General features: G+C 63.1%; 9 protein-coding genes, 2 tRNA genes and 1 pseudogene. 7 read left to right on the top strand and 5 right to left on the bottom strand.

Translation table 11 applies throughout. From position 1 onward, the window contains the following. Positions 1–12: 12 nt before the first annotated feature. Positions 13–4,662: pseudogene (gltB, locus tag EO136_RS03755) on the bottom strand (glutamate synthase large subunit); the annotation flags it as partial. 596 nt (positions 4,663–5,258) lie between these two features. Continuing rightward, on the bottom strand, positions 5,259–5,717 hold the full coding sequence (locus tag EO136_RS03750) for an Hsp20 family protein (RefSeq protein WP_127143138.1): 459 nt from the start codon (positions 5,715–5,717) through the stop codon (positions 5,259–5,261). Between the two features lie 434 nt (positions 5,718–6,151). Here EO136_RS03750 and EO136_RS03745 point away from each other — a divergent pair, with 434 nt between their 5' ends. Beyond that, positions 6,152–7,111, top strand: coding sequence for an alpha/beta fold hydrolase (locus EO136_RS03745; protein WP_164730430.1), 960 nt, complete (start codon positions 6,152–6,154; stop codon positions 7,109–7,111). Positions 7,112–7,140: 29 nt separating this feature from the next. Here the strand turns inward: EO136_RS03745 and hisN are convergent, their stop codons facing one another. Both hisN and EO136_RS03735 read right to left on the bottom strand, forming a co-directional pair. After that, the gene (hisN, locus tag EO136_RS03740) at positions 7,141–7,953 is read right to left on the bottom strand and encodes a histidinol-phosphatase (protein WP_127143136.1); all 813 of its coding nucleotides are present in this window, start codon (positions 7,951–7,953) and stop codon (positions 7,141–7,143) included. 346 nt (positions 7,954–8,299) lie between these two features. After that, the gene (locus tag EO136_RS03735) at positions 8,300–9,181 is read right to left on the bottom strand and encodes an N-formylglutamate amidohydrolase (protein ID WP_164730429.1); all 882 of its coding nucleotides are present in this window, start codon (positions 9,179–9,181) and stop codon (positions 8,300–8,302) included. A gap of 196 nt (positions 9,182–9,377) precedes the next feature. Between EO136_RS03735 and cpdR the strand changes: the two genes are divergently transcribed. From cpdR to EO136_RS03705, 6 genes are all read left to right on the top strand, one after another. Next, positions 9,378–9,737 carry a cell cycle two-component system response regulator CpdR gene (cpdR, locus tag EO136_RS03730; protein ID WP_127143134.1) on the top strand — a complete coding sequence of 120 codons (360 nt, stop codon included), beginning with the start codon at positions 9,378–9,380 and terminating at the stop codon, positions 9,735–9,737. A 154-nt stretch (positions 9,738–9,891) separates the two neighbouring features. Then, positions 9,892–9,966: transfer RNA gene (locus tag EO136_RS03725), tRNA-Val, on the top strand. 111 nt (positions 9,967–10,077) lie between these two features. Beyond that, a tRNA-Val gene (locus tag EO136_RS03720) sits at positions 10,078–10,152 on the top strand. A gap of 53 nt (positions 10,153–10,205) precedes the next feature. After that, positions 10,206–10,589: a hypothetical protein gene (locus EO136_RS03715; RefSeq protein WP_127143133.1), complete on the top strand. Its 384-nt coding sequence runs from the start codon at positions 10,206–10,208 to the stop codon at positions 10,587–10,589. A 115-nt stretch (positions 10,590–10,704) separates the two neighbouring features. Next, a complete protein-coding gene (locus EO136_RS03710) occupies positions 10,705–12,657 on the top strand; it encodes an ice-binding family protein (protein ID WP_127143132.1) in 1,953 nt (650 codons plus the stop codon). 17 nt (positions 12,658–12,674) lie between these two features. Next, on the top strand, positions 12,675–13,187 hold the full coding sequence (locus tag EO136_RS03705) for a L,D-transpeptidase (protein ID WP_425466583.1): 513 nt from the start codon (positions 12,675–12,677) through the stop codon (positions 13,185–13,187). A 39-nt stretch (positions 13,188–13,226) separates the two neighbouring features. On the opposite strand, the gene EO136_RS03700 is transcribed toward EO136_RS03705, so the two are convergent. Next, positions 13,227–13,940 carry a helix-turn-helix transcriptional regulator gene (locus tag EO136_RS03700; RefSeq protein WP_164730428.1) on the bottom strand — a complete coding sequence of 238 codons (714 nt, stop codon included), beginning with the start codon at positions 13,938–13,940 and terminating at the stop codon, positions 13,227–13,229. Positions 13,941–14,037: the final 97 nt, after the last annotated feature.

Raw genomic sequence — 14,037 nt, 5'->3', positions numbered from 1 at the left:
CTTGGCCTCTCCCTATTCGGCGGCGGGACGGCTGTGACCGCCCTTGCGCCGCTGTTCCATTTCCTGGATCGCACGACGGTATTCGACGGGCATGACCTTGACGAATTTGGGCCGATAGGCTTCCCAATCGTCGAGAATGGTCCTGGCGCGATCCGATCCGGTATAATGCAGATGGTTGGAGATGAGCTGGAAAAGCCGCTCGTCATCATGCTTGGTCATGTCGCCCGAAACATCGACGCGGCCATGCCATTCCAGATCGCCGCCGTGGTGGTGGAGGCGGCGCATCAGCTCCTCTTCCTCGACTACGGGCTCGAGATCGACCATGGCGAGGTTGCAGCGCGAGCGGAAGCTGTCGTCTTCGTCAAGGACATAGGCCACACCGCCCGACATGCCGGCCGCGAAATTGCGCCCGGTGCCGCCGATCACAACGACAACACCGCCGGTCATGTATTCGCATCCATGATCGCCCGTGCCCTCGACCACGGCCACCGCGCCCGAATTGCGCACCGCGAAACGCTCGCCGGCAACGCCCCGGAAATAGCACTCCCCGGCGATGGCGCCATAGAGCACCGTGTTGCCCACGATGATCGACTTCTCGGGGATGATCCTGGCGGTTTCCGAAGGCCGGATGACGATCCGTCCGCCCGAAAGGCCCTTGCCCACATAGTCGTTGGCGTCACCGATCAGCTCGAAGGAGACGCCCGCGGCGAGGAACGCCCCGAAGCTCTGGCCGGCGGTGCCCTTGAAGGTCACCGAAATGGTGTCCTCGGGCAGGCCCTTGTGCCCATGGGCCTTGGCCACGGCCCCCGAGAGCATGGCGCCGGCGGTGCGGTTGACCGACCGGATCGGCATATCGAAACGCACCGGCTGGCGCGACTCGATGGCAGGGCTGGCCTTCTCGAGCAGCTGGCGATCGAGAACCGCTTCGAGATGATGGTTCTGGGTCTCTGAATGATGCAGCGTATCGCCGCCGAGCGGCTCAGGCTTGTAAAAGAGCTTGGAGAAGTCCAGCCCTTTGGCCTTCCAGTGATCGACGAGCGAGGTCTGGTCGAGCAGGTCCGAACGTCCGATCAACTCGTCGAGCGTGCGGGCGCCGAGTTCGGCCATCAGGCCACGCAGTTCTTCGGCCACGTAAAAGAAGTAGTTGATGACATGCTCGGGCGTGCCCTTGAAGCGCTTGCGCAGCACCGGATCCTGGGTGGCGATGCCGACCGGGCAGGTGTTGAGGTGGCACTTGCGCATCATGATGCAGCCCGCCGCAATGAGCGGCGCGGTGGAAAAGCCGAACTCGTCGGCGCCCAGAAGCGCGCCGATCAGCACGTCCCGGCCGGTCTTGAGCCCGCCATCGACCTGGAGCTTGACGCGGCTGCGCAGCCTGTTGAGCACGAGGGTCTGGTGGGTTTCGGCAAGGCCGATCTCCCAGGGACCGCCCGCGTGCTTGAGCGAGGTGAGCGGGGATGCGCCCGTGCCCCCGTCATAGCCCGAGATGGTGATGTGATCGGCCCGGGCCTTGGCGACGCCCGCCGCGACCGTGCCCACGCCGACCTCGGAGACGAGCTTGACCGAGACATCGGCCGCCGGGTTGACGTTCTTGAGGTCGTAGATGAGCTGTGCCAGATCCTCGATCGAATAGATGTCGTGGTGCGGCGGGGGCGAGATGAGACCCACGCCTGGGGTCGAGTGCCGCGTCTTGGCGATCACCCAGTCGACCTTGTGCCCGGGCAGCTGGCCGCCCTCGCCGGGCTTGGCGCCCTGAGCGACCTTGATCTGGAGCATGTCGGCGTTGACGAGATATTCGGTGGTCACCCCGAACCGCCCCGACGCGATTTGCTTGATCGCCGAGCGCTGGGGGTTCATCGATCCGTCGGGCAGGGGATAGAACCGGTCCGGTTCCTCGCCGCCCTCGCCGGTGTTGGACTTGCCGCCGATCCTGTTCATCGCGACCGCAAGGGCCGAATGAGCCTCACGCGAGATCGAGCCAAAGCTCATGGCGCCAGTGGAGAACCGCCGCACGATGTCTTCGACCGATTCGACGTCCGCGATATCGATCGGCGCGCCGATCGGCTTGACGCCGAACATGGACCGGATGGTCAGGAACCGCTCGCTGTCCCCGTTCACCGCGCGGGCAAACGCGTCATAGCGTTCCTGGGAGGATTGTGGGGTCTCGTCCTTGAGCCGGACCGCGTGCTGGAGATTGGCAACAATGCCCGGATCCCAGGCATGGGCCTCCCCACGGACGCGATAGGCGTATTCACCGCCCACGTCGAGCGCCTTGCGCAGCACCTGGTCCTCGCCGAAGGCAAGGGTGTGGCGACGCAGGGTCTCTTCGGCGATGGCATCGAGGTCAACGCCCTGGATCGAGCTGGCGGTGCCAAAAAAGAAGCGATCGACCAGCTCCTGGGAGAGGCCGACAGCGTCAAAGATCTGCGCGCCGCAATAGGACTGGTAGGTCGAGATGCCCATCTTGGACATGATCTTCAAAAGACCCTTGCCCACGGACTTGATGTAGCGGTGGATGACCTCGCGGGCGTCGACCTCGGGCGGGAACTCGCCTTCGGCGTGCATGGCCGCAACGGTTTCGAACGCCAGATAAGGGTTGATCGCTTCGGCGCCATAGCCGGCCAAAACGGCAAAGTGGTGGACTTCGCGCGCTTCACCGGTTTCCACGACGAGGCCCGAGGAGGTGCGCAGGCCCTTGCGGATCAGGTGATGGTGGACCGCAGCGGTGGCCAGCAGCGAGGGAATGGCGATCCGGCCGGCCGAGACAAGCCGGTCGGACAGGATGATGATGTTGTGCCCGTTGAGCACGGCCTGTTCAGCACGCTCGCACAGGATGTGCAGCGCCCCATCCATCCCCTGCTTGCCCTTCTCGGCCGCATAGGTGATGTCCAGCGTCACGGTCTGGAACTGGTTGTCGGCCATATCCCCGATGGCGCGGATCTTCTCGAGGTCCTCATTGGTGAGGATGGGCTGGCGCACTTCGAGACGCTTGACGGTCGAAAGGCCTTCGAGATCGAACAGGTTCGGGCGCGGGCCGATGAACGAGACCAGGCTCATGACCGATTCCTCGCGGATCGGATCGATCGGCGGGTTGGTCACCTGCGCGAAGTTCTGCTTGAAATAGGTGAACAGCAGCTTGGGCTTGTCCGAAAGCGCGGAAATGGGCGTGTCGGTGCCCATGGAGCCCACGGCCTCCTGGCCGGTGGTCGCCATCGGCGTCATCAAAAGCTTGACGTCTTCCTGGGTGTAGCCGAACGCCTGCATGCGATCGAGCAGGCTCTCGGTCGTGCGCGGGGCCTTGGGCTCGGTGTTGGGCAGGTCCTCGAGCACGATCTGGGTGCGCGCAAGCCAGGCCGCATAAGGGTTCTTGCCCGCAAGCTGCTTCTTGATCTCCTCGTCGGAAACGATCCGGCCTTCCTCGAGATCGATGAGCAGCATCCGGCCCGGCTGGAGACGCCAGCGCTCGACGACGTCCTCGTCGGGGATGTCGAGCACGCCCGATTCGGAGGCGAGAACCACATGGCCCTCGCGGGTGACGAGATAGCGTGCGGGGCGCAGCCCGTTGCGGTCGAGGGTGGCAACGACATAGCGGCCATCCGAGAGCGACACCGCGGCCGGTCCGTCCCAGGGCTCCATGAGCGCGGCGTGGTACTCGTAAAAGGCGCGCCGTTCTTCGTCCATGAGCGTGTTGCCCGCCCAGGCCTCGGGGATCAGCATCATCGCGGCATGGGGCAGCGAATAGCCCCCGCGCACGAGAAATTCGAGCGCGTTGTCAAAGCAGGCGGTGTCGGACTGGCCTTCATACGAGATCGGCCAGAGCTTGGAGATTTCATCGCCAAAAAGCTCGGAGGCCACGGAAGCCTGGCGCGCCGCCATCCAATTGACGTTGCCGCGAATGGTGTTGATTTCTCCGTTGTGGATGGTCATCCGGTAGGGATGGGCCAGTTTCCAGGACGGGAATGTGTTGGTTGAGAAGCGCTGGTGCACGAGCGCAATGGCGCTCTGGAAGCTCTCCTCGGAAAGGTCGGGATAGAATTTGCCCAACTGATCGGCAAGGAACATGCCCTTGTAGACGATGGTGCGGGCCGACATCGACACGATGTAGAACCCGTCATCGGCCTGGACCTCGGGGATTTCGCGGTAGACCGTATTCGAGATGATCTTGCGCACGACCAGAAGCCGGCGCTCATATTCCTCGATGGTGAGCCCATCGGGGCGCGAGACGAACATCTGCTCGATGATCGGCTGGGTGGCGATGACTCCTTCGGACAGGCAGGAATTATCGAACGGGACGACGCGCTCGCCCAGGACCGAAAGGCCCTCGGCCTCGATGCACTTGCGTACCAGCGCCGCACACCGGTCCCGCATCGCGGTATCGTTGGGGAAAAAGATCATCGCGGGGGCGTAGTGGCCGGCCTCGGGCAGACCGAAATCGACAGTGGCGGCAAAGAAGGCGTGGGGCACCTGAACGAGGATGCCCGCGCCGTCGCCCATGAGTGGGTCGGCGCCGGTCGCACCGCGATGCTCGAGATTTTCAAGGATCTCGAGTCCCTTCTGAACGACCTCGTGGGACGCCTTGTTCTTGATGTTGGCGATCATGCCGATGCCGCAGGCATCGTGCTCATTGCCCGGATCGTAGAGCCCCTGGGCCGGAGGTGCGCCTTTGACAACGGCCGGTACTCCGGCCTTGATGTCCGCACCCGCCCGCCTCGTGTCAAATTCGCCCATACACCAATCCTCGCCTCAGGTACCGGATATCCCGGTACGGGTTGTGTCGTGCAGGGTGCTTGGGCGGGTCGTACCGCGAATGCGTACGGCTCGGCTCAAGCGGCCCTTCTGTTTCAATACACCGGGGCGGCACTGCATCCAAATGGCCGCCCTGCAAAGACCTGTCGGTCTCCTCGCGAATGGCCCGGTTCCTCCCAGATCCGGACCTTCGCGAGCGCACGCTCCGGCCGGGAGACGGCAGGAGGTGCGAACGGGTTACCCATCGCACAATTGTGCTCGGGGATCACCCGACTTTTTGCCGCTCCGATGGCGGCAGCTTCACGCAGGCCACTGCCCATCGGCAGTGGCTTTTGCGACAGGAGCCCTGTCCTAATTTGCGGCGACATTGTCAGATTTTGGTGCTGGGGGCAAGGGGAGGGTGTGCAAATGATGCTGTCGCCCAGCCAACAAAAAAGGGCGTGGCCCAAAGGCCGCGCCCCCTTGCCGCATGTAAACGGCGGGTTCGGACTCCTGAACGGTCCGAACGCCGGTCAGTTGACGGTCTGGTCCTCAATGGTCGCCGTGCGGGCGCCTCCGATCTCGATCTGGCGCGGGCGCTTAGATTCAGGCAACTCGCGCCTAAGGTCGATGTGGAGCAGACCGTTTTCCATATTGGCTCCGGCGACCTCCACGTAGTCGGCAAGCTGGAAGCGCAACTCGAAGGAGCGCTCGGCTATGCCGCGATGGAGGAACTCGCGCTTGTCCTCTGCAGGAGAGGTCGTGCGCCCGCCCTTGACCAGAAGGCTGTTTTCCCGGGTCTCGACGACGATGTCGTCGTTCGAAAAGCCCGCCACGGCGACGGTCACGCGATATGCGTTTTCGCCGGTGCGCTCGATATTGTAGGGCGGATAGCTTTTGGCATCCTCGCCCACCATGGTGTCGAGCCGTGAGAACAGCCGGTCAAAACCAACCGTGGACCGGTAGAAGGGGGTGAAGTCGAGACGCTGCATGTTCGTTCTCCTTGTCAGCAAGAATCACAGCATTGGGCGTCGCCTCTGCCTCCCCTGCTGGGCGAGGCCTGGCGACAGGAGCGGACCCGGACCATCCGGCAACCGCAGCATTGATTTAGGAGCGCGCGTGGCCGGTTCAAGACCCCCACTCGGTTCGATGAATCGAATCTGAACGGCGCACTCGGCTTGGGTTCAGGTGGTCTCGGCTAGAAGGGGGCACTGTAAGTCCTCAACGGGGGGCTTGCAGGGGCGCCGATGCCGTTCACCGCCCCCCGCAACGGCATCGTCGTTTCCCTGGACACGCCCTTCGCCCAACGGCGGAGGGCGTGTCTTTTCATTGGGCCACTGGCCTTTCGCCGGGCCGGAATTTATGGCTATGGTCAGCGCCATCTGCCGGCTGGCTCCATCCGGCACCCAGCCCGGAGACCGCCACGGTGACAGCAAATACCGACCGCCCAATCCTGTGCGACATTCCGGACAACCCCGTCCCCCCTGGCGCCCGGGCGGGTTATTTCCAGACCGAAGACGGGGTGCGGCTGCGTTACGGGCGCTTTGCCCGCACGGGCGATGAGCACCGGGGCACCGTGTGTCTGGTGCAGGGGCGCACCGAATTCATCGAGAAATATTTCGAGACAATCACCGATTTCCAGAAGCGCGGCTTTGCCGTGGCGACGTTCGACCTGCGCGGGCAGGGGGGATCGGACCGGCTGATCGGCAATGGCAGGCTGGGCCATGTGGACCAGTTCGAAGATTACTGGATCGACCTCAAAAGCTTTCACTCGCGCATTCTCCTGCCCGACTGCCCACCCCCTTATTACCTAGTGGGCCACTCGACCGGCGGGCTGGTTTCGCTTCTGGCCGCGGCCCGGGACCGGCTGATGTTCGACAGAGTGTTCGTCACCTCCCCGATGATCGGGCTGCCCGGACTGCCCTTCTCGCCCCGGGCGTGCCTCGTTATTCTCAACGCCCTACGGTTCGTGGGACTTTCGGGTATCCCGCTTCAGCGTCGGGTCGATGCGACGCAGCGCTTCGAGACCAATGTCATCACCCACGATGCGAAGCGATTCGCGCGCATGATGGCGGTGCTTGCGTCCCGCCCCGATCTAGGGGTCGGCGCGCCCACCATCGGGTGGGTGAGCGCGGCGCTTTCGGGGATCACCACGGCGCAGTCCGTCTCTTTCCCCTCACGGCTGCAGATTCCCACCTTTATCGCTGCGGCGGGCAATGACCGCGTGGTTTCGACCGCTGCCACCGAGCAGTTGGCGCTGCGCATGCGCACCGGCCATCATGTGGTGCTGGCCGGTGCGCATCATGAGCTGTTCATGGAAACCGACATGGTGCGCAATCAGGTGTTTGCCGCCTTCGATGCGTTCGTGACTGACCAGACGCGCTAACAAAGTTCGCGGTCCGGCCACGGCCAGCGCTATTCGAGTACGGCGCGGCGCAGAAGGGCCAGTGCCTGGGCGTGAAGCTCGGGAGTGGCCGCCGCCACGCAGGTTCCGCCGCGTGCTGCAGGCCCACCATCCCATGTGCTGACGACGCCGCCAGCGCCTTCGATGATGGGGATCAGGGGGGCGATGTCGACGTCCTTGAGCTCGGTTTCGACCACAAGATCGATATGACCCGAGGCCAGCAGGCAGTATCCGTAGCAATCGAGCCCATAACGCACCTGGAGCACCGCATCGCGGATCGCCGACCAGCCCACCGTATGAGGGCCCTGGAAGATCTCGGGCGATGTGGTGGTGGCACGGGCCCGGGCAAGGCTGGTGACGGCGCTGGTCCGGGCCGGGGTCTCGACGCCTGAGCGTCGGTAAAGGGTCTGGCCCCCCGTCGCGATCCAGCATTCGTCGATGAAGGGCTGGTGCATGAGCCCTGCGACGGGCCGGTCTCCTTCGAGCAGACCGATCAGCGTGCCCCAGACCGGCACGCCCGCGATATAGGCGCGGGTGCCATCGATGGGATCGATGATCCAGGTAAAGGTGCTCTCCGATCGCAGCGCATCCCACTCCTCGCCGATGATGCCATGGGTCGGGTGGCCGTCCGAGATGATCCCGCGAATCACCGTTTCGGCGTCCCGGTCCGCGGCGGTGACCGGGTCGAAGCCGGATTTGAGCTTGTTGTCGACCGAAAGCCCGGTGCGAAACATCCCCAGGGTGATGTCCGAGGCCGCAGCGGAGGCAGCGAGCATGGTCGAGCGGATGGCTGAATCCGTGATCTGATCGATGGAAGAGGGCATCTGGGCTCCGGAAAACTGGGTGGGCGAAACGGGGAACCGTGTCCCGCAGTTGAACGTTAACAAGTCCTTTTCAAAAGTGATTCCTTTTTGCAACAGCACTTGCCCATTGGTTGTGCGGTCATGAGCGATCTCTTGCACATGTGTGCGAATGGGGCCATTCAATTGGGTGCATGATGGTTTGATCGTCGCGTTCCGGACAGCTTTTCCGGCGGGGCGGTCAACGTTTCCTCCCTTGACTTGGGCCGCCTGGAGCGGCCCATTCTTTTTTCAGGGGGCGTTTCGAGGGCGCGGGTAGAGCCTGCGGTCATGGTGCTTTGAACGCGCTCCGGAACTGCAGGGTCCTGCTTTACTCTGCCGCTGCCCGGGCTTGGGCGAGAGTGGTATGGTTGAAGGCCATGAGGGCGGAAACCAGCCCATTGGCCAGCGCGGCGAGCCGATCGAACCCCGAATGGCGCATCAGCGTGGCCTCGTGCATGTAAAGGTGCCGGCTGATCTCGATCTGGAGCGCATGGACGCCGTACTGCGGGCGGCCATAGCTCCGGGTGATGTAGCCGCCCGCATAAGGGCGGTTGCGCGCCACGGTGAGCCCGGCAGCGGACATGAGCGTTTCGACCAGATCGACCAGTTCGGGCGCACAGGTTGTGCCGTAGCGGTCCCCCAGAACAATGTCGGGCGCGCTCCGGTCCTTGCCGCGGCTGAGCCGGGGCATGGAATGGCAATCGATCAGGATTGCGACGCCAAAGCGGTTGACCGTTTCGCTGAGCAATTGCTGGAGCGTGCGGTGATAGGGCCGATAAATCCCCTCGATCCGCATGGCCGCGTCCTCGAGCGTCAACTGCTCACGGTAGATCGGGCGGTTCTCCGAGACGATGCGGGCGATCGTGCCGAGCCCGGCGGCGATGCGCGGCGAGGACGTGTTGAAATGCTCGGGCAGGGGCTCGCGGAACATGCGGGGGTCGAGCTCGTAAGGCTCGCGGTTCACATCGAGATAGGCGCGGGGGAAGTTCGCCTTGAGCAGGGGAGCGCCCATATGCGGGGCCCGGGCAAAGAGCGCATCCACGAACGCGTCTTCGGACTGGCGGATGGTGCGCTCATTGAGCCGTGAGAGGGCGAGGAAGCGCGCCGGATAGTCGCAACCGGAATGAGCGGAGTTCAACACCAGGGGAGCGAGCTGGCGCCGCGGGCGGATGGTCTCGAAAGCCGGTCTGTTGGCAAAATCGGACTGCACGCGCGGTTCCTGGCCGGACAAGGGGACGGGTTGGCCTCAAGTGTGCAATGAGAGGCCCGCTTTGTCCACAGATTCGCGTCGGGATTCCAGGGGCGGAGTTCAGTCGTGAACAGGGCTGTTGCCAATGTGGCCTAGCCTGTAAAACATGCGAATCAGACTGCAGGGCGGCATGCGCCGTTCGCGAGAGGATGTGCCGATGAACCGGATCTTGCTGGCCGAAGACGACGCGGACATGCGCCGCTTTCTCACCCGCGCGCTCAAGAACGCAGGCTACGACGTGGTGGCGTTCGACAATGGCAAGTCAGCCTATGAGCGGCTGCGCGAAGAGCCTTTCACCCTGCTGTTGTCCGATATCGTGATGCCCGAGATGGACGGCATCGAGCTGGCGCGGCGCGCCACCGAACTGGACCCAGACCTCAAGGTCATGTTCATCACCGGGTTCGCGGCCGTGGCGCTTAACCCCGACAGCGCCGCCCCCAAGGGGGCAGCGGTGCTGTCCAAGCCCTTCCACCTCAAGGATCTGGTGGGGGAAGTCGAACGCATGCTGGCCGCCTGAGGGGCCGCAATCACGGCGCGGCATGGCCCCATGGGCGACGGCGTCTCAACGGAAATTTTGCCCGAGCTACCCTCTTGACCGCACTGCGCGTTTTGTGGTGTATCCCTGCGCAGCGCCTGGGCAGCTTGATCAAGACGTGCGGGCGGGAGAAAATGGGCGTATAGCTCAGCGGGAGAGCACTACGTTGACATCGTAGGGGTCACTGGTTCAATCCCAGTTACGCCCACCATTTCTCTTACCGGCCCTTCTCATGCCGGGAATGCCGACCTCACGGTCGGCAGAACGAAACGCTGGCTCCGCCGGCCGCCATCGCGGCCAGACTTTGGCGGTAACGGCCTGCGGGTGTGTAGCTCAGCGGGAGAGCACTGCCTTCACACGGCAGGGGTCACTGGTTCAATCCCAGTCACACCCACCATACTTTTCAAATATTTCATCACTTTGTTGTGTCGCTCAGGACCGAGTGGCGGCGTGCGTCCGATCCGCACGCTGCACGGCCTCCGGTTCGGGGACTTGCGTGGATGCAGCGGCGTCGGCATCTCGCGTGCAAACGGGCCGGGGCTGGCGGTCGGCGCCCCCGACGCTGCGCCGGACTATCGTTATGGCCAGCAAATACCGGGAACTGGCCGGGCACGGGATGGCTGGCAACTCTGCGAGCTTGCGGGGCTGCTCGCCCGCACACGATGGGCCGGCCCTTTTGGCGCGCTTGGCCCCAGCGTACCCATGATTGTGAGAATGCTTCATGTCCATATGGCGTTAGGGACGGCGGATAGCTTTTTAGATGAAATAAATGTCTGCCACGATCATGTAGAGTTGTTAAAATTATTTGATGTAATTTTAGTCTTCAGAAAATAAGACACCAATACGGACATAGTTTGATTTCGTATATTTGGAAAAATACTGTGAATAAAATTGATCTGGCAATCGCGACGTGCAAGATAGGTGATTGTTCAGAGAACGAGGCTCCAGAATGCGTGCCGCCCCCACGATCGATATCTCTTCGAAACGCCCCATCCGCTCCATTGCCGCCTTGCCCTTGGGTTTTGTGGTGTTCAGCTCGATCGCGATTGAGCCCATATGGGCCCAGGACCTCGACAGCTTCGCAATCCTGGCCGGAACGACAATTACCAACACCGGAAGCACGACGATCGACGGAAATGTCGGTTTGAGCCCCGGCACTGCGTATGACAGCACGGGGATCACGCTGAACGGCACCGCGTTCATAACCGACGAAGTTGCTGCGCGCGCCCAGGCGGATTTGACCACGCTTTACAATTTCCTCGCGGCGCGGCCGACCTCCTCGGGAGGGAACCTGACGGGCCAAAATCTGGGAAACAGAACGTTGCTGCCGGGGGTCTATAATTTCGATACCTCGGCCGGTCTGGGCGCGGGGGAGACACTGACCCTCAATGGCAACGGCAATCCGGACTCCATCTTCATCTTCAATATCGGGTCGACCCTGACAACGCTCTCGGGCTCCGAAATCGTGCTCGAGAACGGGGCCCATGGTGGCAATGTATTTTTTCGCGTCGGCAGTTCGGCAACGATTGGAACCACGACCAGCTTCGTCGGGCAGATTGTCGCGCTGACCTCGATCTCCCTGCAGACAGAGGCCACGATTGATTGTGGCGCAGCCCTGGCCCGGAACGCCGCGGTAACGCTCGACACCAACACGATCAACGTGTGCGTGCTCGACTCAACCACATTTGAGGAGGCGCTGGACACCGAAGACGACGACACGCCCGTGACCGAGAACGCAGAGGCTATCGCCGCGCTGCTCGATGCGTTCGAGACCGATGGCGGCACTCTGCCGGCCGGGTTTGCCCTCCTTGCGGCCAGCTTGACCCTCGATGAATTGCGCGAGGCACTGGCGCAGCTGTCGGGGGAGGTTGCGACGGGGGTGGCTCCTTCGAATCGGCGCGCGATGGGCAATTTCCTCGATCTCGTCGTCTCCCGTTCCACAAGCCGCCCACGTTCCCAGGCAACCCGGCAACCGGGCCCGGCGTCCAACACGGTCAGTGCACTGGGCTATGCTCCGGTGGCGCCGGTGCGGCCCGAGTTCGCCGCTTTCGACCTGCCGCCGCAATCTCCGCCCGCGTGGAATATCTGGACGTCAGGATTCGGAGGATACGGGCTGACCGCAGGCGATGATGACGTGGGGAGCCGCGACCGGACGGAGCACAATTACGGCATCGTCGCGGGGGTGGACTTCTTTCTCAATGCCGACACCACGGTCGGCTTCGCGGTCGGCAAGACACGGTCGATCTATTCGCTCGAGGACGATGCAGGAGCCGGTACAAGCGACCTTCTGCAGGCCGCCGTTCATTTGCGCGCCGAGCGTGACGCGGCCTATGTGACCGCTGCGCTCGGATACGGCTATGGCACGGTCTCCACCGAGAGAAGCGTGACGATCGCCGGGCTTGACCGCTTCGGCGCAGAGTTCGAGGCCCATACATTGGCCGCCGATCTCGAAGCAGGCTATCAGATGGGCATTTTCACGCCCTATCTGGGCATCAATGCCCAGTCCTTCGATGCGCCGGCCTATTCGGAAACGGTGCTGGCCGGGGTGTCGACATACAGCCTGAGTTACGAGGCCCAGCACAGCATTGCCCTCGCTACCGAACTGGGCATTCGGCTCGACCACGGCATTGAAACCGATTTCGGACGGGTCGATTTCGGCGCGGGGCTCGCCTGGACCCATGCGCTCGTCGCCCAGGACAGCCTCGAGGCGAGCTTTCAGGCCATTGCCGGCTCGCAATTTGATGTGCAGGGCGCAGGGGGGCAGGCCGATATGATCGAAGCGAACCTGGGCATGGAACTTTCTTTCGATGGCGGGCTGGCGTTTGGCGCACAGGTCGGTGGAGATTTCTCGGCAAATGCTGCCAGCTATGACGGCGCCGTCACGCTCAGCTACGCGTGGTGAGCCGGCTGGCACTCCCTATGGTGGCGCGACGGCTTCACGCCCTGGGCGGGATGGCGATGGTGGTCTGTGCGGCCTTGCCGTCCGATGTCCGGGCTGGGGATCTGGTGTCGCTCACGACCGGGTTCGCGGCGGGCACCATCGTGGTCGAGACCTCGATCAGGACGCTGTACCTGATTGTCGATGAGAGGACCGCCATCCGCTACCCTGTGGGGGTGGGACGGATCGACCGGCAATGGACCGGCCAGACCTATGTCGAGGCGAAATTCGTCGCGCCGGGCTGGGTGCCGCCCGCCGAGATCAGGCGGGACAATCCCCATCTTCCCGAGATGATTGCAGGCGGCGCGCCGGAAAACCCGATGGGCGCGGCGGCCATGACGCTTGCCGGGGGCGATTACGCCATTCACGGCACCAATGCGCCCGCCTCGATCGGCGGCTTTGTATCCTATGGCTGCATCCGCATGCTCAATGCCGATATCCTCGATCTGTTTGCGCGCGCCGGCGTCGGCTCTCCGGTCCACGTTCGTCTCTGACCCTTCCGGTTGCGGGCGCCGCGAGGTGGAGAGCGCTGCTCACCGCCCGCAATAGATCGAGATGGCCTGGGCGCGGCTCGAAACCGACAGCCGTCTCAAGATTTCCGACATATGGTAGTCTACAGAACGCTTCGAGCGGTTCGTGATGACCGCGATGTCGGCGTTGGACTTACCTTGCCTTGCCCATTCGAGAATCGTCATCTGCTGGTCAGAGAGCGACCGCAAGGCATTGATGTCGGCCTGGGACGGTGTGCGGGTGATCCCGAGGCTGCAGGTTTTTTCGGCGACCACTTCACCGAGAATCTTGAGTGCGTGGGCCGTGGGCTCTGAAAAACTGTCCCGGGTAAATGACAGCGCAGTCAAGGCGCTGAGTTCCGGCTTGTTGCAAAGCAAGGGAACGGTCACGCCCGCACGCAGGCCGAGCGCCTTGATGAAGCTGCTGTAGTCGGCATGCTCAGGCTGCCCGTCCCATTGGCTTGCCGTCCAGATCAGCGGCTCGGTTCCGTAGGCGGCTCGCTCGAGCAGGGGGTCGCGCAGATACCACTGATTGGCATCGTAATGGGAGAGCTCGTCCCAGGTCCATGAGGTGAGCGTCGGCTCGGTCATGAACTCGCGCTTGTCGGCCTTGAGCACTGCGAGATTGAAACTCGAAAACCCCAGCGCGTCGATCGCCGTGGACACCACGGCGTGGAGTTCGCTGCGCGTCGTGGCATCGCATGCCGACGACACTGTCTCGGAAAGCCAACTGATCACGATGAACCCAAATCCGGACGCATGTAGTCCGGATGCCCCCAAAGCCTTAGGCAAGTTTGGGCAAGCCTATATGATTCGCGCATACTTAAAAACTGGT

It is taken from the genome of Pelagibacterium montanilacus (assembly GCF_003992665.1).
GTDB lineage: Bacteria > Pseudomonadota > Alphaproteobacteria > Rhizobiales > Devosiaceae > Pelagibacterium > Pelagibacterium montanilacus.
The sequence above is the reverse complement of the archived record's forward strand: the minus strand, read 5'-3'. Positions and strand labels throughout refer to the sequence as shown.